We start from the raw sequence: 22,848 nt of genomic DNA, 5'->3' as shown, positions 1-22,848 counted from the left end.
TCAGACCTCAACACGTTCGGCGACAAGCTGTTGAGCCGGGAGCAACTTATCGATGCGGGTGCACAATACAGACACCTGAGTGGTGATCTGTTTAACGGTTTCCGGCAATGTACCCAGCAGATCGAAGGCCTCGTTAAAGCGCGTGATGTAGTGCTCCATCTTACGGTTGCCTTCGGAAACGGCGGCCAGACCGAGAGCGATCTCCTTCGTGACGCGCTGAATATAGTTTGTCATAGAGGTGACTTGTTCATTCAGCGTCATGCTGGTTTCGGAGAATTCATCCATCGCCTGACGTTGAATTTTCGCCGCGGCTTCGGTTCTCTCTTTCACCGTGGTCATGGTTGAATCGATCTTCGAAGACATGTTGTTAACCGACTCGCTGATCTGCGAAGTGGCGGATTCCAGCTGGTTGGCCATCTGCGTCATGTTGCCGCGGAAAGACGCATCCATGCTGGCGATAGCACCGTTAAGGGAGGTTTCTATCTGGCCCATTGTCGTACTGAGCTGATGAGTAGACTCCGCCAGCTTATCGCTCATCTGCTGCACGTTGCGAGTGAAGTCGGCATTCATCTCATTCACTACCTGCGACAGCTCTTGCTTAATGCCGGTCATGAGCTCACTAAGTTCGGCACCCAGCGCGGTAACCACTTTTTCCAGGCTCATCGCCGAGCCAGAGACTTGCTGCGAAGCATCACTCATAGTAGTCGCCGCCTGCTGCAGTGCCACCAGGTTCTCTTCACTTTTACGGGTGTAAGTTTCCAGCAGATTGCGCGACTGATTATTAATATCTGCGATCTCTTTTAACGCCGCCAGATGGTATTGATGACGCTGCGCTTCCTGCTCTTCACTGCGTTTTGCCTGCTGACTGAACTCCTCGCGCAACGCGACAGTTTGCAGCGCCATCGCCTCCACCAGACGCTCGGTAGCCGCGTTACGTCCAGCTTCACGCTGCTGCTGCCGGGAAGCGTTTTCCTCCGCCTGCAGAGTATATTCTTCGGTCAGGGAGTGCTGCAGTTTGGCCATACACCAGTTGAGACGGCGCTCTTCATAGCCATTTTTCGACTCCCAGATTTTGAGGGCGATAAAGGCAATAATCCCCCAGGTTGAGGTTTTGAATTTCGTGCCCAGCCCCTGCATCATCTCCATCAGGTCGCGCATGGAGGAGTCCATTGCACCAATGCTGTTTCCCGCGTTATGCAAAATGCCGGAAGCTTTATCGAGCGCCAGCCCCAGCCCAAGAAAGGTTCCCAACAGACCAAGGATCAACAGCATACCCGGCATAATGGCGGCTATTTTCTCAGCTTTGGTCGCCAGTGATTGGCTCAGCTCAGCGGCCGATCCCATTTCTGCACTCACCCCCGGCTGAGCAGCCTGTAATCCACTTTGCTCCCAGGCCTGCTGCCAGCGCGCTTCCTGTGCATTGCGCCTGACGGAGAGCCAGGTGTAGATTACTGCCAGCAGCATTACGCCGAAAAAGCCCATCTGCAGCGCATCAAAGCCTGGGATCAAAAAGTGGCCAATTTCAGTTAGCAGATTCATGCTACCACCTCGACGAGCAGACCCGCTTCAGTACGTTTCTGGCAATCGGCAGCAAATATGTTGGCGAAATCGGTAATTAAGCTCTGTTCCTGCCTGGAAAGAGAAGACCAGGCGCGATCGTTTTGCGAGCAGTCGATCAGCAGTGCACCCACAATCGCCCCCTGATCGAGCAGATATGCTTTGCCTTCCGCAATCAGCTGCTGTTCTTCTTTTTCGAGCATCTGTAGAAAGCCTTCCGCCGCGTTGACGTAGCTATGGCGCGCCAGTAGATCGTCGCCTAATTGTTCCAGATCGGCCGTATCACGCGGCAGGGTGATTTTAAGATCGTTCAGCACGCCCACTTCAGCCGGTTCAAGTTCTTCGTATTTTAGCGCGCGCACCAGACGGTTATGCAGCAAACGATCTTTCGAAAGCGCGCTGTTTTTCTTCTCCCACTCTTCTTCCAGAAGCTGACGGCTTTTCTCCCATGCAATAATCATCTCTTCGAAGACAAACGGGATAATCGGCTTGCCGAATAGTCTCTGAGTGAGGTTATCCAGACGCAGAGTATCGGCATCACTAAACTCTGCCTCCTGCTGGATCAGCGCGTTCGCGGCATAAACCATAAAGTGCATATCCGCATCGACATCGCTGATGGACTTCACGGCCTGCATACGGGTTTCATAGAAGGCGAGCAGCTTTTGCACTGCACGCAGGCGCAGGAAATACTCGAAGTCCTGCAGCGTATCTCGCTTCACGGCGAAATCCACTTCTGCTTTTGCGATAAGATAGCTGTTCACCAGTGCGAAAGCCGACACAGCCTCTTTCTCCTCACCACTCAACTCACCTTCCGCTTCAGCCATAGCCTGAGCATGATGGCGAGCCTCTTCAAGCTCCTGCTCCTCCATTTGTTTCTGGTGGGCGTTTTTACACCAGTTAATGACCCACTCCAGGGCTTTCTGCAGCTTTTTTACCAGCGGTTGTTTATCAAGTTTTTCCAGCCATGCCAGCGCGCGATCCAGCCCTGCCAGCGCGCTCTTTACCCATGGCAATGTGATAAAACCGCCTAGCATCTGAAGAATTTTACGTCCCGTGCCGATATGCGGCTTAATGCGTTGCCACATCTGGCTGACTTTGCCAACAAAACCTTCCGCTTTTTCTGCCATGAAACCGATCGCTTTTCCGGCCATTTCTTTTGCTTTGCTGACGACGGATGAAGCGACATCACGTACGTACGAGACTGCAGAGCAAATACGACTCCATAAACCCATGATTCAACCCTTAGCTCAAACCGAGCATTTTTTTTGCTGTGTTAATGTGTGGTGGAACGAAAGATGCCGCGTTCGATATCGCGCCGTAAGCATCACGAATTTGCGCAAGTGCACTTTCAAGATGCTTAAGCGTAAGTTTTTGTTCTGATTCCAATACGGCTTTAGGTAGAGCCAGGCGCATGGCATTCCGGATATCTCGGCCAGAGAGCCCTTCGGAGAGAGACACGGCGCTTTCCAGCATCGTTTCCCGTGCATCGGCAAGCGGAATAGCGCGCACGAGCAATTTTTCCCAGATGCGAAAACGCTCTTGGCTGCCGGGTAACGTAAAACCAACATGGTGAGAGATACGGCTGAGGAATGCGCTGTCGTAGTTTTTGACGAAGTTGGTAGCAAAGATGACGATACCGGTATGCTTTTCCAGCTCAATCAATAAGGTGGAACGCATCGCGTTTACTTCATTATCAATGCCCTGAGTAACAGATGAGAGACGTTTACCCAAAAGGGTGTCTGCTTCATCAAAGAACAACACGGCCTCTTCCTCCGTGGCCTGACGGAAAAGAGCAGCGATATTTTTCGCGGTTTCCCCCATAAATTTGCTTTCGAGATCGGCAATACTGACAACCATAATCTTGCGCTTAAGCGAACCCGCCAGCGCCTCTGCCGTCAGGGTTTTGCCGGTTCCTGGTGGGCCAAAAAAATTCAGCACGATCCCGTTCCCCGTAGGGTCGACCGCTGCGAATTCCCATTCCACGTAAATTTTATGGAAGTGGTCAATTTTGGCTCTGGCTTCATCAAGCTGGGCAATGACCTGCGTCGTCAGCGCCACATCGTTTTCTAGCGTAAAACGGGGAATAACCGCTGATGCAAACGCCTTATTTTCTTCACCGGCTGCTTTCTCCAGGCCCTGCGTAAATTGCGGTCGAATTCGTCCCAGAGACATGTATTACCTCATTATGGGCTGTGGGAAATTTGAATTAAGTTGCTGGTGCAATATTGGTTAACGGCAAGAGCGTCGAAAACTCCAATGATATTTCCTACCGTTTCGAGCAGACCTACCAATATTGGTCAGTGAAAAGAAAATAGAGGATGGGACTGACAAAATGTGTCAGAAAAAAATATGGTTCAAGAAATATGAAGAATACCTGGAAAAGGTTCCAGGCATCACCATGATTACGCTTTAAGAGGAAGGGGGGCGATGGAAACCAGCTCCTGGAGCAGTAGCGCGTTATCTTCCGATTTAAATAACAGACGCAAATCTTCCTGCTTACGGGTAAAGGCAAGTGACTGTGGCTCAACGCGACCGCTGATGCTCTCCTTAACTTTGCTATTACACCACTGGCGGTAATGTTCCAGCGTGGCAGCATAGCGGCGTGAGTTTTCGCGCATCAGGTGCTCTGCCAGCCTGAATTTCCCGTAGCGATCGCAAAGTTGACTCTCGATGTAGATCGCTTTTGGCACCAGATCGAGCATGAGAGTAATGAAATCCAGAACCTGTTCTAAATGCCTGTCGCTGAGTTTATCGGCAAAGGAGAGCAAGTTATCAATAAACGAGAGAACCTCGTTGCGTTCATTGCCCATTCGGACAATGAGGTGTGCCGCAACGTCATGCGTCTCATCCACCAGCGTGCGATCCAGCAACATAACGCGAGCAGACTCCACGACGCCAAAGTAGCGAGACAGTTTATCCATGTAGAAAATAACATTCTGCGCGTGCACATCTTCGGAGATCAGATCCATGCTCTGCTGCAGTTGATCAATTTTTTTCGACAAATACATGGTTTGTACCACCATTGCCCCCACGATGATCCCCGTGGAGACGCCGACTGCAGCCAGCTGAACGGTCTGTGCCATTTGTGTAAGTTGTTTGATGTCGCCAATGGAGGCCGTTTCCAGCACCACCTCTTTTAGCGGAAGGTGTTGAGCGATCCCGCTTTTACCGGACATGGCGTGCCAGTACGCTACGCCATCACGAATAATGACGTGCCCGGTTTCCAGCGCGCTTTTAACCTCTTTGTACACATTCACCCAGTCGATAGTAAGCAACGTTTCCTTCATCAAAAGAAATCTCCAACTTTGTTTAGCATTTGCTGGCGCATGGCAGCAATTTGCACCACGGCAGGCAGCGTAACGCGAAACGCCGGGCCGCTGATGGCCGGGATAGTTAGTAACGCGGTAATGGCCATGCCGATCGGACCGGCAAAAATCCCAATCGCGCGTACCAGTCCCGCATTGGCGGCCAGCGCCAGTCCCCTGCCCAGCACCGCTTTCGCAACGGCATTCGCTACGATCATCGCCACCTGGTAGGACATAAATCCGCCCATACGGATTGCGGTGATGATTGCCGTCAGTGCCGCACCACTAGCAAGATTCCCGTCAATTTTGAGTTCGCGGCGGATGTTGCGGCGCTCTTCCTCATTCATTTTATCCCAGGAGTCAGTGAATAATTTTGCGAGAAGGGCCTGCTCAATATCGACAGTATCCGCAGAGAAATCGGCTTTAACGGAGAGTTTCTTGCATACGTCCGTCAGGATTTCTTTATAAAGCACGCCGTTACCACGGAAGAGGTTAACAAAGGTATCGCCACCGAAATGTTGTAGCTCCGCCCCGATGAGTTGCCAGACCTGCTTATAGTTTTTACCTGCATCCTGAAATGCTTTCTCACCCGTTAAGGACTCAGTGTAACGCGTCGACCCGTCTTTATCCGTGGTGAGATAGTTAACCAATACTTCCAGCATCTCGTTGTCTGAGTAGCGAAGTAGCTCCAGGTCTTGATCTGTTCTGTATTTTCCCATTATCTCTTACCAGCCGAAGGCTATTTTCAGTTTAAATTACGTAATTTTTAAGGGTGCCTGATAGGTGTTAACGGCATTTGCAGAAAAAACTGCAATGAAAACCCTTCTCTTTTTAGGTAGTACAAGAATAACCGCAGGTAATGACAGAACATGTCAGCGGAAAGCAGAAAAAAACGGCCTTAACCCGAAAGCTAAGGCCGTATTGACGGTAAACGTCACTACTCGTCGAAGTACCAGTATCCCTGGTTAATCAGCCCGGTGAGTTCCTCGACAAACGCCGGGTTTTTCAGCGCATCGCCCAGCTCGGCCTGACCGAGTTCGGTGTAGCGGCACAGCGCATCCGCCGCCTTCGCGTCTACCGTCTCCAGCTGTTCGCTGTTGATGAAGAAGCTGCCGTTGATGTTCAGCACGCGCAGGCCGCTCAGGCGAGACAGCGTTTCGCCGCCCTGCAGCGCGTCCAGCACCTCTTCCGGCGCGTACGGCGGCTCGGCGGCGGCAATATCCAGCTCGTGGCGCGGCGTGGAGACAAAGCTGCCGAACCATTTTGTGAAATCATCGGGCTTGCCGATCATGTCGATCATCATCTGACGAATGCGATCGAGCTCGTACTGCTCCACGCGGCCCGGGTGTTCGCGGCAGGTCAGATCCGGATCGCTGTAGTGCTCGCCGCCCAGATCGTTTTCCAGCGCATAATCGGCGAAGCTGCTGATCAGATCGCGGCCGTTTGGCCCACGGAAGCCGACGGAGTAGTTAAGCGCCGTTTCATGGGTAAAACCGTCGTGAGGGAATCCAGGCGGAATGTAGAGAATATCGCCCGGGGCCAGATCTTCGTCGATGATCGGCTCGAACGGATCCACATGCAGCAGCGCCGGATGCGGGCAGAACTGACGCATCGGCAGCTTGTCACCCACACGCCAGCGGCGGCTGCCCATCCCCTGAATGATAAACACGTCGTACTGATCGATATGCGGACCCACGCCGCCGCCCGGCACGGAGAAGGAGATCATCAGATCGTCCAGACGCCAGTCCGGCAGAACGCGGAACGGACGCACCAACTCCGCCGCGGGCATATGCCAGTGGTTCACCGCCTGCGCCAGCAGCGACCAGTCGGTTTCGCCCAGATCGTCAAAGTGCTCGAACGGCCCATTGCTGGCCTGCCATTTACCGTTGAAATGGCTCACCAGACGGCTATCGACCTCCGGCTCCATCGCCAGACCCGCCAGCTCGTCCGGGGTAATCGGGTCGACAAAATTCGGGAAGGCATTTTTCAGCACAACGGGTTGCTTTTGCCAGTATTTCTCAAGAAATTCCGGCCAGTTCAGGTTCAGTTGATACGCCATGGGTAGCACCAGTGAGAAGGGAAACAGGCGCGATTATGGAAGACTGTGCATCAAACCGCCTTGTCGTGGGTCAAATGTCGAAGTTTCTTCAACCAGACGTAAAAATTCATCCCGCTGCGGATGGGCTATTTTTGGATTCCAGGCGATACCAATATCCCAGCCGACAGGATCTGTCTCCAGCGTGATAAGCCTCACGCCTGGCGGTAAAAAATGTCTGACACTCCCGGGCACTAAGGCAGTCCCATTGCCGCCCGCCACTAATGCCAGCAAGGTAGGAATATCGTCAGCCATGGGTCCAGGAAGCGCGGTTGTTTTCGTATTTTTTTGCCAGAGTGCAGTTTGTTCAGCCAGACAGGGCATAACATCCGGGGATAATTGTAATAATGGCAAGGACGATAAGACGTCAGTCATATTCATGGTGTCTATTCTTTTATCCCCCGGAACAGCCAGAACAAGTTTCTCCTCAAACAACGCTCTTCCCGTCAGCGCCCCTGCCACCGGCATCCTGATGAAGCCTATATCCAGCTCTCCCTCCGTCAGCATGTGGCACTGAAGACTCGAGGCCATTTCTTTTATTACCACCTCACAATCGGTAACTGTTCGTCGAAAATGGTTTATCCATATCGGTACATGATGAAAAGAAGAAATACCCAATCCCACCCTGAGCGTTTTGTAACATGTTTTTTGAAATATTTTAGCCTGCTTCAACAGTTCGTCATGGGCAGACAAAATGGCGTTTGCATTCGACAACAGATGATGACCAAACGCTGTGAGCGTCGCGCCCTTTCTGCCGCGGATAAAGAGGGTCCCCTTCATCACCTCTTCCAGCATTTTTATCTGCTTCGATAACGCAGGCTGAGTGATAAACAGTGCCTGAGCAGCGTGCTGGTAATTGCCCTTGTCCGCCAGAGTAATAAACGCCCGTATTAATTTAATATCAATTCCTTTCATTTATAGAACCCAGGAAAAATGGAATTATAAAAACACCAGGCATTAGTCCATGATATTGCCCCATAAAGTCGGACCTGACAGTCATTCACAACAGAAACATATATTACGAATTCATTTTCAATATGAATAATTACAACCAGGGAGTCACGAATGTGTAACGAACATATCCCTCTTTCAGCCGTTCTTTTTGATATGGACGGCGTGTTAATTGATTCAAACCCCGTCATAGAACGAGCATGGACAGAAGCTGCAGCCATGTATGGAATAGATATTTCCAATGAAGATATTGTGCAGCATATTCATGGCCAGCCAGGTCATCATACTATCCGCGCGCTATTTGGTCATCTTCCCCTCCATGAACAAAATAACGTTCAGAACCATGTTATCTACGTTGAAAATACGGCTGAGTATGCGCCCATTCCTGGCGTGGCGAAACTGATTGCTTCCCTGCATAGCGCAGGAGTGACGGTGGGGATTGTGACGAGTGGGTGGAAGGAGAAAATAGAGCGTGTCGCGGCCATGCTTGATATTTCACAGTCTGTGTCGGTTATTGTTGAACGAGATGATGTTGAACGAGGTAAACCCTTCCCGGATCCCTACTTAGTCGCAGCCCGGCGTCTGAATATACCCGCCAGGAATGCCCTGGTATTCGAAGACTCCGTTAGCGGAGTGACATCAGCCGTCGCCGCCGGGGCGTATTGTGTCGGTCTCGGTGCAGCAGAACTGCTTAAGCACGGCGCCAGACTGACACTTCAGGACTTTACCGGGGTTGCTATTGCAGCGACAGAAGCGGGGAAAGTGGTGATGACTATTGACTCGCAAACGCAGCTGGAGCTGAAATCCTGCCGATAAACGGACCGATGAGGTCTGGGTTAGCGCCCGTTTCCGGGCGCAATAACACATTAATCCAGCTTCAGCTCGTCATAATGGGTAATCAGTTTACCCACGATACCGTAGTCCAGCGCTTCCGCCGGGGACATCCAGAAGTTGCGGTCGGTGTCTTTTTTCACTTTTTCCAGCGGCTGGCCGGTAGCGTCGGCGATCAGCTTGTTCACGCGATCCAGCATGCGGATGATCTCGCGCGCTTCGATCTCAATATCCGTCGCCTGACCGCGCACGCCGCCCAGCGGCTGGTGGATCATGAAGCGGGTATTTGGCAGCGAGTAGCGGTGCTCTTTTTTCGCAGCCAGGAAGATGGTGATCCCGGCGCTCGCGACCCAGCCGGTGCCGATCACGTGCACTTCCGGGCGAATGAATTTGATGAAGTCGTGGATGGTGTCGCCCGCTTCCACGTGGCCGCCCTGGCTGTTGATGTACAGCTTGATCGGATCGTTGCTGACGCTTTGCAGCAGGATCATCTGGGTGATCACTTTCTGCGCCAGCTCCTGGTTGATCTCACCGGAGATCACAATCGAACGAGACTCCAGCAGTTTTTGCTGCAGAGCGCCCGCGCCGTTTGACCCTTCCGCTTTTTCCTTGTCGCTTTCTTTCAGTGTGTAGTGCATTGTTATTTCCTCAGCTTGTCGCGCTCAAAACCAGAGTGTAGCCTGTTTTACCGATCAAAGTCCTCACCGACAAATCACGAGGGAGCTTATGCATATTGCCCATGTTGCACTGTGGACCCGAAACCTGAACGCCCAGGTTCAGTTCTGGGAAACGGTTTTTAATGGCCGCAGCAACGAACGCTACGTCAGTAAAAATCGTCCCGGGTTTGAATCACACTTTATTACGCTGAATGACGGACCGACCATCGAGCTGATGACGCTGCCGGACCTGCCCGCAGCCCCGTCACATCCAGAGTTTATCGGCTGGGCGCATATTGCCATCAACGTCGGCAGCAAGGCGCAGGTGGACGACATGGCCGAACGGGCGCAGGCCAGCGGCACGCTGCTCAGCGCCCCGCGCATGACCGGAGACGGCTTCTATGAAGCGGTGATCGCGGACCCGGACGGCAACCGGATTGAGCTTGTCGGTGCATAACATCAGCGTTTCGTTCCTGAACTCGCCCGGTCACGGATCGCTATACTTCATATGATTATCATATTGTTAAATGATAATTATATTTAATGTGTTAAGATGAAAGTCAGCATAAACAGTCCCTTACGTCACTCCTGGGGGCTGTTTGCATCCTCGACATGTAAAACAGCACCGGGGCGGTGAATGGAACACATTGTGTATGTGGTTGATGACGATGACGCAGTCAGACAGTCCGTAATCGGGCTGCTGGAATCCGCAGACTTAAACGCCATCGGCTTTTCATCGGCAGAAGCGTTTCTTCAGCACCGCTTTGAAGAGCTCCCCTCGTGCGTGGTCCTCGATATGCAGATGCCCACCATCTCGGGTTTTGAGGTGGCAGATGCCCTCAAGGACAGCGGGCGTGAAATCCCGATTATCTTTCTCACCGGCCATGGCACCATTCCGATGTCGGTGCGCGCCATTAAAGGCGGCGCTTACGAATTTCTCACCAAGCCCGTCGAATCCACCGCGCTTATCGACGCCATTGAGTCCGCGCTGCAGCTGGCGGAAAACAACGCCGAGCGCAATAAAGAGCACTACGCCCTGAAGCAGCGCCACATGTCCCTCACGCCGCGCGAGCACGAGGTGCTGACGCTGGCGATAAGCGGCATGCTGAACAAGCAAATTGCCGCCGAGCTGGGCGTCAGCGAGATCACGGTGAAGGTGCACCGCCGCCGCGTGATGGAGAAAATGCAGGTGCGCTCCGTGGCCGAGCTGGTCAGGGCCGTTGAGCGCCTGACCAAAAGCCAGCCCGCGGAGTAACGTTTACGCTTCCTGCGCGGCCAGCGGCAGCGCGAAGGCAAATATCGTGCCGTGCGGCTCCCGGCGGCGCGCGTTCAGCTTCCCGCAGTGGCGCTCGATAATGCTGGCGCTGATGGTCAGCCCCATCCCCATTCCCTGCGGCTTGGTGGAATAGAACGAGTCAAAAATCTGCTCCAGCCGCTCGGGCTCAATGCCGCTGCCGGTGTCGGCGATCTCAACGATCACCTTCCCGTCCGCGTTGCTGGTGCTGAGGGTGATGGTGCTGGCACGCTCCTTCACCTCGGCCATCGCCTCTACCGCGTTCATCACCAGATTCAACAGCACCTGCTGGATCTGCACGCTATCGCCGGTGATAAAGCTGTCGCTGGCGTTCAACAGATAATCAACGCTTATGTGTCGCTGCTCCAGCTCGCTGCGCGAAAGCGTGATGATATGGTGGATCAGGGAGTGCATGTCGATGCGCGAGAAGGTGGGATCCTGCTTGCGCGTCAGGGACTGAATGCTGCGAATGATCTCCCCCGCCCGCGCGCCTTCGGCGGCGATCTCTTCCAGCCCTTCCCGCACTTTATCCAGCCGGGCCGGCTCCCGGCTGAGCCAGCGCAGGCTCGCTCCGGCGTTAGAGACGATCGACATCAGCGGCTGGTTGATCTCATGGGCGATGGAGGAGGTCAGCTGTCCGACGGTGGTGGCGCGGGACACCCTCGCCAGATCCGCCTGCGCCACCCGCATGGCATCCTCCGCGGCGCGCTGGCTGGTGATATCGGTGATGATGCCGTAATACTCGTTCACCTCGCTGCCCACGCCCACCGGATCGCCAATCCCGAGGATATAGCGCGTTGAACCGTCGGTACGCTTCACCCGAAACTCCGCGCGCATGGAGAGCCCTTCGCGCACGCTCTGCGTGACGATGGTGCTGATGCGGGCGTAATCGTCTTCATGAACGAAGGTCAAAAATTCCGCCATGGAGATCATCTTTTGCTGCTCGGGCAGGCCGAGGATGCGGGCGTACTCCTCCGAGACAAACATCAGATCCTGCTCCAGCTCCCAGCGCCAGCTGCCGGTGTGGCTGATCTGCTCGCCCAGCATCAGCGAGGTCTGGCTGGCGCGCAGCTCTTTTTCCACCCGACGGCGCTGGATGTTCTCCCCCAGCAGCTCGGCGTACAGCCGCGCCGTCTCCAGGGAGACCGCGGCCTGCGCCCCCAGCAGGCTCACCACGCGAGAATGCTCGGCGGTGAAGACCTCCGGCATCAGGCGGTTTTCCAGGTAGAGCACGCCTACTAGCCGCGCCTGTTTGAACATCGGGACGCACATGACGGCCGCCCCCGAGGTCACCAGATAGGGATCCTGACTGAAGGGGTGAAACTCCTCCGGCTTACCGGTGCGGATCTCCTGCCCGGTGCGGATCACCGCCGCCAGCACCGACAGGGGCATGTCGGTCGCCGTCGGCACGTCTTTCAGGATCCGCACCCGCACGCCTTCGGTGCTGGTCCAGGCGCTGGCCTCGATCTCCGGGATCAGGTTATCGCTCACGCGAAGCAGCAGGCCGCGCTGCGCCCCGGCGCGTTCGAGGAGGATCGTCATCAGGTTTTCGATTAAGCGCTCAAGATTGATCTCTTCCGACAGCGCGCGGGAGGCTTTGATGACGCTCTGCAGATCGCGGATCGTCTCGTTCTGGGCGAACGCCACCGTGTCATAGGCGCTCGCCTGCCCGGAGGCCAGCAGATGCGGGAAATCCTGCTCCAGCTGGCGCACCTTGGCCTGCGCGCCCGCCCGGCCCCAGGCGGCAATTGCGCCACGGAAGTGTGCGTCCGAGGCGGTTGGATAGCCGCAGGCCAGCGCAAAGCGGCCCGCCAGCTCGTGGGCCAGGGCATTAATCGGATTAAATCCGCCCTCGCGGGAGAGCCGGACCGCCTTCTCATACTGCTCAAGCGCGATGCTGTTCATCCCGTCCAGACGCACGATTTCGGCGTAGATCAGCGCCTCTTTATCCGCGAACGTGCCGGGATTAATGCGCGCCCAGAGGGCGATTTTGTCATAGTGGGCGTGAATGCTGCGGCGGTGGTTCGCCGAGAAGGTCTCCGGCGTTAACTGACGCGAAAGCGCCAGCGCGCTGTAAAGATGGTAATCCAGCAGATGGATGTGCCCCGGCGCAGACCACGCGTACCACCCCGCCATCTCCAGATCCGCCTGCGCGTCGGCATACTCCCCACAGGTAAAATGCGCCATGCCGCGGTAGAGCCAGTACCAGAACAGCATGGTGGAGGTCTGCTCCGGTGCCTGCTCCGGCGACGCGGGCAGCAACGCCTCCGGCAGCACCTGCGATGCGGTCCAGGTGCCGATAACCGGCGTGCGCAGGAACTCTACGTAGCCGCGCTGGACCATCAAAATGGTCTCCACGTCCTGGAAATGGGTTTTACGCACGAACGCCAGGCCACGATCGATGCTGGTCAGCACCCCGTCCAGGTGATCGCCCCGGGAGAGGAAATTAATGACCTGGTGACAGGCCGCAAAGCAGGCCATCGTCATATCCCCGTGGGTCACCGCCGAGGTAAAGCAGGCTTTCGCGCACTCGATGGTAAACGATAAAGGCTGAGTCCAGACGCTGAGCTGGTCGAGCGGCAGCAGGGTTTTAGCTTCGAATGCGTCGTAGCCGTGGCGATTGACCAGCTCGCGGGCCAGCGTGCCGTACTGGAAGCCGAGGCGATACTCGGCGTAGCGGTGGCCCATCAGCACGCCAAACCAGGCCATCGCCGTGGTGGAGGCGCCGGTAATACCGTGGTCGAGCGTCAGGTGCATCATGCGGCAAAGCAGTAAAAAGTGCAGGCGCGGACAGATGAAGCTGGCGCAAATGCTGGCGCTGTAAAGCAGGTTCATCACCGCTTCGGTTTCCGGGTTATCCATCCGCGAGAGCGGGGCAAACAAAGTTTGCGGCGCGTCGCCCGCGCGGTTACAGAAGTGTTCCCAGGCCTCGTCGCAGTCGGCATCTTCCGGATAGCGGCCGATCTGAATACCAAAGACCCCCAGCCAGCAGAGCGCCGCCTCCAGCGCCAGACGGCTGTCCGACTGGCGAATGTACACTTCCACCAGCAGATTAGCCGCCAGCGCCTTTTCGGTCAGCCCGCCGGGGCAGCCTAGAATGGCGTCACACAGCTCGCGGGTACGCTCCAGGTGCCCCAGCGCAAACTCGCAGCCCGCCTCTTCGATATCGAGCATAAAGTCTGACACCGTCCCGGCGTTGCCCAGCGCTCGGGCAGTCTGGATATAGCTCAGCGCCGAGAGATAATCCCCCGAGCGTTTCGCGCGTCGCGCGGCCAGCAGGCTCAGCTCGCGGAACATCTGGCGCTGCGGGGCGGGCTGGATGCTGTCCAGCGCGGCCGTGACGTGATGTACGGCGCGAAACAGCAGCTCGTTCCCCGCTGCCTGCCGCGCGGCGTCGGCCAGCAGGCTGGCTGTGGTCAGATGAAGATGGCTTTTCTCATGCCGATCCAGCAGCGCAAAGGCGGCCTCCTGCACCCGGTCATGGGTGAAGGAGTACGCTTTCTCCGTCAGCACGATCAGCTGCGCCATGACCGCCGGATGCAGCGCGTAGCGCATTTCCGCCATCGATATACCAACCACGCGGCAGATCATCTCCATTTCGCCCGTGCCGCCGAGGCAGGCAAGGCTGCCCAGCAGGCGACGCGTCTCGTCGGGCAACTCTTCCAGCTTCTCCAGCACCAGGGTGACGACGTTTTCGGTGTAATGCCGGGCGCGAATCGCCTGCAGATCGTAGTGCCACTTGTCCTGATATTTGTTGTGCACCACCAGCCCGTCATCGACGATGCGGCGGAAAAATTCGTGTACAAAGAGCGGGTTGCCCCCGGTCTTTTCATGGATCAGCGTGGCGAGGTCGGTCGTCGCCGTGCTGCGGGTGCGAAATACCGTCCCCAGCCAGCGGGACACGGCTTTGACAGAGAGCGCCTGCGGGACAATTTCGCTCGCGTGCTGCGCCGCCTCCGGCAGGCTCGCCAGCTGCTGTTGCAGTGCGGGGTCGGACAACGAACCGATGTCGCGGTGAGCCACAACCACCAGCAGCGGGATCGCGCCGCAGTTCACCAGCAGATAGTTGAGCGTATGCAGGCTGGCGGCGTCGCTCCACTGGAGATCGTCGAGCACCAGCACCAGCGGGCAGCCCTGCGAGGCAAAGGTTTTCACCAGCGCCAGCACCATATGGCTGAAGCGCGCCCGGGCATCAATGGAAAACGTATCCGCCGGGAAGCGCGGCATGCGCTCAAGCAGCAGGCCCAGCTCGGGCACGAGGCTCACGGCCAGCGCCTCGTGTCCTTCCAGGGCGCGAGAAAGACGGATTTTCCACTTCGCCACCTCATCAGCTGGCAGGCCCAGCAGGTGCAGGGTCAGGGGGCGGAATGCGGAGCTTAATACGCCGTAGGGCAATGACGGTGAAAACTGATCCACTTTGCCCACCGCCAGCAGCACCGTACGCTGCTGGAGCGTTTTTAACGCCGTCGCAATGATGGAGGATTTACCGATCCCCGACGGCCCGCCGATGGTCACCAGCTCCGGCACGCGGTTCTGCCCCACCCGCTCAAACGCGGCAATGACGTCATTCGCCTGCGGATGCGTCGCGAACAGCGAGTCCGCCAGAAGAATAGCCGGGGTGCGGTCCTGCTGGCCGGGGGTAAAGGCAACGATCTCGCCCTCACCGGTCAACGTCGCCTGGCAGCGGCGGAGGTCGGCAATCAGCCCGTCAACCGTCTGGTAGCGGTTATCCGGGTGCTTCTCCAGCAGCTTCAGGATGATGGTCGACAGCATTCCCGGCACGTCCGGGCGTATCGCATCCGGGGCCAGCGGCGCCGAGGCAATATGGTAGTGCGCCCAGTTGGTCCGATCGTCCTCCCCCCGTTCAAACGGCAGGCGTCCGGTCAGGAGTTCATACAGCACCACGCCGAGGCTGTAGAGATCGCTGCGGCCATCGACGGGGCGCTGGGTGCGGGAGGTGTGCTCCGGGGACATATACGCTGGCGTGCCGCCTGAAACGGCAAGCCGGGTCTGCGCGAAGGCGCCGGAGAGGCTGCATGAAAGGCCAAAGCTGCCCAGACGGCAGGTGGCATCGTGATGAACAAAAATATTGCCGGGCTTGATATCGCCGTGGATCAGGTTTTGCAGGTGCATCTGGCGCAGAGGAACGCAGATCTGGATCGCCAGCTCGATAAAGCGCGCGATCCCCGAGATCGCCCTGCCCGCGCGCCGCGCCAGCAGCTCAAACGAAAACGGAGCGTACACCAGCGCGAAGCGTCCCCGGTACTGGGTGGACGCGACGGCGCGAATGGCCCAGCTGTCCTGCAGCGCGTCACGCAGCGCAAACTCGTTTTTCAGCAGCCGGGTGGCACGCTCTTCCTCTTCGTCGCTGACCGCGGTGGCGATAATGAACGAGCCGCCGGAATGAGGATGTCGCGCGTGCATCCAGGCGATTCCGCCCTCCTGCGCCAGCACGGTAAAAATCACATCCTCTTTAAGGACAAAAACCCGCCCCTGGTGAAGATTTCCCTGGGCGGGCCAGAATGCAGGCTGCTCGTGTTCGTTCATCCGCGATCCTTATTGTCGGCGGGCCAGCTCCCGCTGAATATGATCCAGCAGAATATCGATGTTAATCGGCTTACGCAAAAAAGCAGCGGCGCCCAGACCGAGAGCGTACCGCTGCATATTTTCATCAGCATGACCGGAGATAAAAAGCACGGGCGGAGGCGGTACGGCCAGCAGCCGCAGCTTGTCAAACAGCTCAAGGCCGCTCATGCCCCGGAGCTTGATATCGGTGATCACCAGCGCCGCGCCGGACAGGGCAAGCGGATGGCTCAGAAATACCTCTGCCGAATCAAACGTGTCGGTTGAATAGCCTTCCGACTCCAGGAGATTACTCAACCCGCTGCGGACGGAACGTTCGTCATCAATGATGGCAATGCGCCACGGCAGCGTCATGCTGTTATTCCTCTAACCAGTCATTTAACGTCGCGAGGGTCCTTCGCGGGCGCAGGGGGCGCCGTGCCGCTGATTTTCGGTACGCATTCGTGACGAAACCAGGCGAGGGTGAGCGGTTCGCGACTCAGTAAACGTCGTCCCACCGGGATAAGCTGTTCGCCCACCAGCATGCCAAACAGGCCAAGCAGGGCGACAACCGGTGGTGCCGGGGAATGGACGTCGAGCAGAGCGTAAATTACCCCAGCAACCACGCCGCACACCAGCGAAATTATCCATGCTTTCATGATGACGCTCCCGTCTGCGATGCCGCCTGCGGAACGGTCACCTGAGGTGCAGGCGCGCCGTCGCGGGATAAAAGATGGCGCGTTGCCTGTTCACCCGCCAGCATCCCCAGCAGACCAATCAGCGCCAGCGCGGGCGGCGCGGGGGAGCGCACCTTCAGCAAGGCATACATCAGGCCAATCAACACGCCTGCCGCAAGGGATATCAGCCCAGTACTCATCGTGAACTCCAGAGAAAGAGGCAGCGGCGAGCCGGATGAGGGACCAGCCCGCCGACGGGACTTAGCGAGCCGGGACCGGCGCTAAGGTGCGGTGCTCGCTCTTCTGGCGAGACGGCGCTTTGTGCACCATGGTGTAGGCGTAATCCACGCCCATGCCGTACGCGCCGGAATGCTCGCGCACGATGTCCATCACCGCGGTGTAGGTCTCTTTACGCGCCCAGTCGCGCTGCCACTCCAGCATTACCTGCTGCCAGGTCACCGGGATCACGCCCGCCTGGATCATGCGCTGCATCGCGTAGTCGTGGGCTTCTTTGGAGGTGCCGCCGGACGCGTCTGCCACCATATAAATTTCGTAGTCGCCTTCCAGCATCGCGCACAGGGCAAAGCTGTTGTTGCACACTTCGGTCCACAGACCGGCCACCACGACCTTCTTCTTGCCGTTGGCCTTCAGCGCGTCGCGCACTTTCTGGTCGTCCCAGGAGTTCATGGAGGTACGCTCCAGAATGTCCTGGCCCGGGAACACGTCCAGCAGCTCAGGATAGGTGTTACCGGAGAAGCTTTCGGTCTCAACGGTGGTGATGATGGTCGGGATGTTGAACACCTTAGCCGCTTTCGCCAGCGCCACGGTGTTGTTTTTCAGCACCTGGCGGTCAATCGACTGCACGCCAAACGCCATCTGAGGCTGGTGATCGATAAAGATGATCTGACAGTTCGCAGGGGTTAACACTTCGAGCTTTGAAGAGGTCATAGCATTTTCCAGTGGTTAAGGGTAGAAATCGCCGCGAGCGCCGCGACGATAAAGTCACCCTCATCCTGCGGTTTTCCCTCTCCGCGCGTAATTATCTCTTCGTATAGTTAACCTTAGGTATAGTTATACTTTGGTATACCTATCCTATTGTATAACTGGATCTTTGCCGAAACCGGTTCCCATAATCCTGACCATTCCCCTCTCAGTCAGGAGCAGTTATGGTTACCCTCGGTAAAGCCGATCTCATTCTGGTTAACGGCCAGTTTCATACCGTCGATCGCGAGAATCCTGTCGCGGAAGCCGTTGCCGTGCGCGACGGAAAATTTCTGGAAGTGGGTACCGTCGCCGAGGTGATGCAACACCACGGCGACGCCACCAAAGTAGTGGATTTGAAAGGCCACACCGCCATCCCTGGCCTCAACGACTCGCACCTGCACCTGATCCGCGGCGGGCTGAACTACAACCTCGAGCTGCGCTGGGAAGGCGTGCCGTCCCTGGCCGACGCCCTGCGGATGCTGAAAGAGCAGGCGCTGCGCACCCCGTCGCCGCAGTGGGTGCGCGTAGTCGGCGGCTGGACCGAGTTCCAGTTTGCCGAGCGCCGCATGCCGACCCTCGACGAAATTAACGACGCCGCGCCGGATACCCCGGTCTTCATCCTGCACCTGTACGACCGCGCCCTGCTTAACCGCGCCGCGCTGAAGGTGGTCGGCTACACCAAAGACACGCCAAACCCGCCGGGCGGGGAGATCCAGCGCGACGCCAACGGCAACCCGACCGGGATGCTGATCGCCCGTCCGAACGCCATGATCCTCTACGCCACGCTGGCCAAAGGGCCGAAGCTGCCGCTGGAGCAGCAGGTCAACTCCACCCGCCAGTTTATGCGCGAGCTGAACCGTCTGGGGCTGACCAGCGCCATCGACGCGGGCGGCGGCTTCCAGAACTACCCGGAAGATTACGAGGTGATTGCCGAGCTGCACGCGAAAAAGCAGATGACCATCCGCATCGCCTACAACCTCTTTACCCAGCGTCCGGGCCACGAGCTGGAAGACTTTGAAAAATGGACCGACATGCTCACGCCGGGCCAGGGCAGCGACTTCTTCCGCCACAACGGCGCGGGCGAGATGCTGGTCTTCTCCGCCGCCGATTTTGAAGATTTCCTCGAGCCGCGCCCGGATCTCGCGCCGGGCATGGAGGACGAGCTGGAGCGCGTGGTACGCCATCTGGTGGAGCACCGCTGGCCGTTCCGCCTGCACGCCACCTATAACGAATCCATCAGCCGCATGCTGGACGTGTTCGAGAAGGTGAACCGCGACATTCCGTTCAACGGCCTGCACTGGTTCTTCGACCACGCGGAAACCGTGTCACAGGCCAACATCGACCGCATCAAAGCGCTAGGCGGCGGCATTGCCGTCCAGCACCGCATGGCCTTCCAGGGCGAGTACTTTGCCGAGCGTTACGGCATCGAAGCCACCCGCCATACGCCGCCGGTGGCGAAAATGCTCGAGACCGGCGTACCGGTGGGCTTAGGGACGGACGCCACCCGCGTGGCGAGCTACAACCCGTGGACCGCGCTCTACTGGCTGGTCTCCGGCCGCACCGTCGGCGGGATGCAGATGTACGATCACAGCGCCCGTCTGGACCGCGATACGGCCCTGATGCTCTGGACCCAGGGCAGCGCGTGGTTCTCCAGCGAGCAGAACCAGAAGGGGCAGATTAAAGTCGGCCAGCTTGCCGACCTGGCGGTGCTGAGCAAAGACTACTTCCGCGTGCCGGAAGAGGAGATCAAGGGCATCGAGTCCGTTCTCACGGTGGTCAACGGCGACATCGTCTACGCCGCGGGCAGCTTTGGCACGCTCGCGCCGCCGGCCATCCCGGTCCTGCCCGAGTGGTCACCGGTGGTCAAGGTGCCGGGCCACTACCGCAGCGCGCCGCCGCAGGCTGCCCGCGTGGGTATGAGCGCCGTCCACCACTGCAGCGGGCCGTGCGGAGTTCACAGCCACCAGCACGATTTCGCCCGCACGTCAGCGATGCCGGTGTCCGACGATAACGCTTTCTGGGGGGCGCTGGGCTGCAGCTGCTTTGCATTCTGATGAAAAACACCACTATGCCGCCCCGGATCGACCTGGGGCTGTTCTTCCTGCGCCTGACCGGCAGCCTGCTGCTGCTCTACGTGCACGGCCTGCCGAAGGTGCTGCACTTCAGCGAAGAGCTGACGCGCATTGAAGATCCGTTCGGCCTCGGGCCTTACGCGAGCCTGATCCCGGCGATTGTCGCCGAGGTGATCTGCCCGCTGTTGATCGTTGCGGGCGTCTACACCCGCCTGGCGTGCCTGCCGATTATCGCCGTGCTGCTGGTGGCGATGCTGGCGGTCCACCCGACCTGGTCGATTGCCGAAGGGCAATTTGGCTGGCTGCTGCTGATTATCTTCACCACTCTCGCCCTCACCGGGCCGGGCCAGTGGCGGCTGCAGCGTAAGGCAACGGAGAGGTTCGCATGACCCAGGTTAACGACGTTCGCGACGCACACGTCGAGACGACGCCCGCACCGACGGTTTCACCCTGGCAGCCGCTGAGCCAGCCGGTGTTCCGCATGCTGTGGATCGCCACGGTGGTCTCTAACGTCGGCTCATGGATGAGCGACGTCGGCATCAACTGGAGCATGCTGACCCTGAGCGCCGACCCGCTGGATATCGCGCTGGTGCAGGCGGCCAGCAGCCTGCCGATGTTCCTCTTCGCCCTGCCGTCCGGGGTGATGGCGGACATCGTTGACCGGCGTAAATACCTGCTCTTCTCCCAGCTGTGGGTATTCATCGCCGCCGCCGTACTGACGGTGCTCTCCTTCACCGGACACGTCACCCCGACCGTGCTGTTGGTGGCGACGTTTCTGCTGAGCGTAGGGGCGGCGATGAGCTCGCCGCCGTTCCAGGCCGTGGTGCCCGATCTGGTGAGCAAGCCGGAGCTGGGCGCCGCCGTGGCGCTGAACTCGCTCGGGGTGAACATCAGCCGGGCGATTGGCCCCGCGCTGGGCGGTTTCCTGCTGTCGCTCGCCGGGCCGTGGATGGTGTTTGCCCTGAACGCGCTGTCCGTGGTGGGCGTGGCATGGGTACTGTGGCGCTGGCGTCCGGCCCCGTCCATTCAGCGTCTGCCGCCGGAGCACTTCTTCTCCGCGGTGCGCACCGGCATCCGCTACGTGCACGCCGCCCCGGTGCTGCGCAACGTGCTGGTGCGTACCGTGGCGTTCTTTGTCTTTGGCAGCGCGGGCTGGGCACTGCTGCCGCTGGTGGCGCGCCGCGAGCTGGGCCTGGGCCCGGCAGGCTATGGCGTGATGCTGGCGTGCATTGGCCTGGGGGCGATTGCCGGGGCCATCCTGCTGCCGCGCCTGCGCCAGCGGCTGAACGCCGACCGCCTGATGGTGGTCGCGAGCCTGGTCTTTGCCCTCACCATGCTGGCGCTGGCGTTTGTGCGCCACGTCTGGCTGCTCAACCTGTTTGAGTTCTTCACCGGCTTCGCGTGGATTGCGGTGCTCTCGACGCTGAACCTGGGCGCCCAGCGCAGCGCTGCCCGCTGGGTGAAGGCCCGGACGCTGGCGGTCTACCTGACGGTGTTCTTCGGCTCGATGACCACCGGCAGCGCCATCTGGGGGCAGATAGCCTCCCGGTTCGGCACCCCGACCGCGCTGGTTGTCGCCACGCTGGGGATGGTGCTGGCAAGCGCCACCGTGTTCCGCTGGAAGCTGGAGAAAGACCCGGAATTAAACCTCGACCTGAGCGGCCAGCCGCTGGACGGCGTGGAGATCGACCTGCCGAACGAGCGCGGCCCGGTGCTGGTCTCGCACGAGTACATCATCGACCCGCACAACGCAAAAGCCTTCCTGGAGGCGGTCCACGAGCTGCGCCGGGTGCGACGCCGCGCCGGGGCGATGAGCTGGGCGGTGTACGAGGATATTGAGCGCCCCGGCCTGTTTATCGAGACCTTCCTGATGGGCTCGTGGATTGAGCATCTGCGCCAGCAGGAGCGCCACACCATGAATGACCTCCTGCTGCAGAGCCGCGTTCTGGCTTTTCATCAGGGCACAACATCACCGGCAATTCGTTATCTGGTCGCGCCGGTATAACCATAACCATCACCTGCACAGGAACACACTATGGCAACGTTTAAGGCAAAAGACGGCACGCAGATTTACTACAAAGAAGGCGGCGCGGGCAAACCGGTTCTCTTCAGCCACGGCTGGCCGCTGGACGGCGACATGTGGGACAGCCAGCTGAACTACCTGGCCGAGCGCGGCTTCCGCGCCATCGCCTTTGACCGTCGCGGCTTTGGCCGTTCGGATCAGCCGTGGAACGGTTACGACTACGACACCTTTGCGTCCGACATCAACGACCTGATCACCACCCTGGACCTCCAGGACGTGACGCTGGTGGGCTTCTCCATGGGCGGCGGCGACGTGACTCGCTACATCAACAACTACGGCAGCGCGCGCGTGGCCGGTCTGGCGCTGCTGGGCGCGGTGACGCCAATCTTCGGCAAATCCGACTCCTTCCCGCAGGGTGTGGATCAGAGCGTGTTCGACGGCATTCGCGACGGACTGCGTAAAGATCGCGCCCAGTTCATCAGCGACTTCGCCACCCCGTTCTACGGCACCAACGCCGGACAGACCGTTTCCGCCGGTGCCCTGACGCAGACGCTGAACATCGCCCTGCTGGCATCCCTGAAGGGTACCATCGACTGCGTGACCGCCTTCGGCGAAACCGACTTCCGCCCGGATATGGCGAAAATCGATGTGCCGACGCTGGTGATCCACGGCAGCAACGACCAGATCGTGCCGTTTGAAAGCACCGGCAAGCTGGCGGCAGAGATGATCAAAAACGCCACGCTGAAGGTGTACGACAACGCGCCGCACGGCTTCGCGCTGACCCACCAGGACCAGCTTAACGAAGATCTGCTGGCGTTTGTGAAGTCGCTGTAAGTCTTAA

The 22,848-nt window shown here is 58.3% G+C and carries 20 protein-coding genes; 7 read left to right on the top strand and 13 right to left on the bottom strand.

Going from position 1 to position 22,848, the window contains the following annotated elements; translation table 11 throughout:
• The 7 genes from BMW97_RS17295 to BMW97_RS17265 all read right to left on the bottom strand — a co-directional run bounded on the left by BMW97_RS17295 (position 1) and on the right by BMW97_RS17265 (position 7,872).
• Positions 1–1,539 (bottom strand): hypothetical protein, encoded by a 1,539-nt coding sequence (locus BMW97_RS17295; protein ID WP_045908092.1) that lies wholly within the window; start codon positions 1,537–1,539, stop codon positions 1–3.
• Positions 1,536–2,789 carry a hypothetical protein gene (locus BMW97_RS17290; protein ID WP_045908091.1) on the bottom strand — a complete coding sequence of 418 codons (1,254 nt, stop codon included), beginning with the start codon at positions 2,787–2,789 and terminating at the stop codon, positions 1,536–1,538. Before BMW97_RS17290 ends, BMW97_RS17295 begins: the two co-directional genes overlap by 4 nt.
• Before the next feature lie 10 nt (positions 2,790–2,799).
• Positions 2,800–3,729: an ATP-binding protein gene (locus tag BMW97_RS17285; RefSeq protein ID WP_045908090.1), complete on the bottom strand. Its 930-nt coding sequence runs from the start codon at positions 3,727–3,729 to the stop codon at positions 2,800–2,802.
• A gap of 230 nt (positions 3,730–3,959) precedes the next feature.
• Positions 3,960–4,844 carry a hypothetical protein gene (locus tag BMW97_RS17280; RefSeq protein WP_045908089.1) on the bottom strand — a complete coding sequence of 295 codons (885 nt, stop codon included), beginning with the start codon at positions 4,842–4,844 and terminating at the stop codon, positions 3,960–3,962.
• Positions 4,844–5,581 carry a YaaW family protein gene (locus tag BMW97_RS17275; protein WP_045908088.1) on the bottom strand — a complete coding sequence of 246 codons (738 nt, stop codon included), beginning with the start codon at positions 5,579–5,581 and terminating at the stop codon, positions 4,844–4,846. The genes BMW97_RS17280 and BMW97_RS17275 overlap by 1 nt, the downstream gene beginning before the upstream one ends.
• A gap of 218 nt (positions 5,582–5,799) precedes the next feature.
• Positions 5,800–6,921, bottom strand: a complete 1,122-nt coding sequence (locus tag BMW97_RS17270; RefSeq protein WP_090393036.1) for a ribosomal protein uL16 3-hydroxylase — start codon at positions 6,919–6,921, stop codon at positions 5,800–5,802.
• A gap of 33 nt (positions 6,922–6,954) precedes the next feature.
• Complete coding sequence (locus BMW97_RS17265) at positions 6,955–7,872, bottom strand: LysR family transcriptional regulator (RefSeq protein WP_052714358.1); 918 nt, start codon at positions 7,870–7,872, stop codon at positions 6,955–6,957.
• Between the two features lie 150 nt (positions 7,873–8,022).
• Here BMW97_RS17265 and BMW97_RS17260 point away from each other — a divergent pair, with 150 nt between their 5' ends.
• On the top strand, positions 8,023–8,724 hold the full coding sequence (locus BMW97_RS17260) for an HAD family hydrolase (protein WP_045908086.1): 702 nt from the start codon (positions 8,023–8,025) through the stop codon (positions 8,722–8,724).
• Positions 8,725–8,774: 50 nt separating this feature from the next.
• Here the strand turns inward: BMW97_RS17260 and BMW97_RS17255 are convergent, their stop codons facing one another.
• Positions 8,775–9,377, bottom strand: a complete 603-nt coding sequence (locus BMW97_RS17255; protein ID WP_024909504.1) for an ATP-dependent Clp protease proteolytic subunit — start codon at positions 9,375–9,377, stop codon at positions 8,775–8,777.
• An 88-nt stretch (positions 9,378–9,465) separates the two neighbouring features.
• Here BMW97_RS17255 and BMW97_RS17250 point away from each other — a divergent pair, with 88 nt between their 5' ends.
• Together BMW97_RS17250 and BMW97_RS17245 are read left to right on the top strand one after the other, a co-directional pair.
• Complete coding sequence (locus BMW97_RS17250; RefSeq protein WP_045908085.1) at positions 9,466–9,852, top strand: VOC family protein; 387 nt, start codon at positions 9,466–9,468, stop codon at positions 9,850–9,852.
• Between the two features lie 180 nt (positions 9,853–10,032).
• Complete coding sequence (locus BMW97_RS17245; RefSeq protein ID WP_045908084.1) at positions 10,033–10,650, top strand: response regulator transcription factor; 618 nt, start codon at positions 10,033–10,035, stop codon at positions 10,648–10,650.
• Between the two features lie 3 nt (positions 10,651–10,653).
• Here the strand turns inward: BMW97_RS17245 and BMW97_RS17240 are convergent, their stop codons facing one another.
• The 5 genes from BMW97_RS17240 to BMW97_RS17220 form a co-directional block, all read right to left on the bottom strand.
• Positions 10,654–16,236, bottom strand: coding sequence for a trifunctional serine/threonine-protein kinase/ATP-binding protein/sensor histidine kinase (locus BMW97_RS17240; RefSeq protein ID WP_045908083.1), 5,583 nt, complete (start codon positions 16,234–16,236; stop codon positions 10,654–10,656).
• Between the two features lie 9 nt (positions 16,237–16,245).
• Complete coding sequence (locus BMW97_RS17235; RefSeq protein ID WP_008501346.1) at positions 16,246–16,626, bottom strand: response regulator transcription factor; 381 nt, start codon at positions 16,624–16,626, stop codon at positions 16,246–16,248.
• A gap of 20 nt (positions 16,627–16,646) precedes the next feature.
• Positions 16,647–16,910 (bottom strand): XapX domain-containing protein, encoded by a 264-nt coding sequence (locus tag BMW97_RS17230; RefSeq protein WP_024909507.1) that lies wholly within the window; start codon positions 16,908–16,910, stop codon positions 16,647–16,649.
• Positions 16,907–17,128: a DUF1427 family protein gene (locus BMW97_RS17225; RefSeq protein WP_045908082.1), complete on the bottom strand. Its 222-nt coding sequence runs from the start codon at positions 17,126–17,128 to the stop codon at positions 16,907–16,909. Before BMW97_RS17225 ends, BMW97_RS17230 begins: the two co-directional genes overlap by 4 nt.
• A 61-nt stretch (positions 17,129–17,189) precedes the next feature.
• Positions 17,190–17,876, bottom strand: coding sequence for a hydrolase (locus BMW97_RS17220; RefSeq protein ID WP_008501349.1), 687 nt, complete (start codon positions 17,874–17,876; stop codon positions 17,190–17,192).
• A gap of 218 nt (positions 17,877–18,094) precedes the next feature.
• Here BMW97_RS17220 and BMW97_RS17215 point away from each other — a divergent pair, with 218 nt between their 5' ends.
• Genes BMW97_RS17215 through BMW97_RS17200 form a run of 4 tightly spaced genes read left to right on the top strand, consistent with a single transcriptional unit; the run spans position 18,095 to position 22,841 of the window.
• A complete protein-coding gene (locus BMW97_RS17215) occupies positions 18,095–19,966 on the top strand; it encodes an amidohydrolase (RefSeq protein ID WP_045908081.1) in 1,872 nt (623 codons plus the stop codon).
• Positions 19,966–20,373 (top strand): DoxX family protein, encoded by a 408-nt coding sequence (locus BMW97_RS17210; RefSeq protein ID WP_045908080.1) that lies wholly within the window; start codon positions 19,966–19,968, stop codon positions 20,371–20,373. The genes BMW97_RS17215 and BMW97_RS17210 overlap by 1 nt, the downstream gene beginning before the upstream one ends.
• Positions 20,370–21,989, top strand: a complete 1,620-nt coding sequence (locus BMW97_RS17205; RefSeq protein ID WP_045908079.1) for an MFS transporter — start codon at positions 20,370–20,372, stop codon at positions 21,987–21,989. The genes BMW97_RS17210 and BMW97_RS17205 overlap by 4 nt, the downstream gene beginning before the upstream one ends.
• 30 nt (positions 21,990–22,019) lie before the next feature.
• Complete coding sequence (locus tag BMW97_RS17200; RefSeq protein WP_032675870.1) at positions 22,020–22,841, top strand: alpha/beta fold hydrolase; 822 nt, start codon at positions 22,020–22,022, stop codon at positions 22,839–22,841.
• Positions 22,842–22,848 lie beyond the last annotated feature (7 nt).

It is taken from the genome of Enterobacter sp. NFIX58, from assembly GCF_900110475.1.
Lineage (GTDB): Bacteria > Pseudomonadota > Gammaproteobacteria > Enterobacterales > Enterobacteriaceae > Enterobacter > Enterobacter quasiroggenkampii.
The sequence above is the reverse complement of the archived record's forward strand: the minus strand, read 5'-3'. Positions and strand labels throughout refer to the sequence as shown.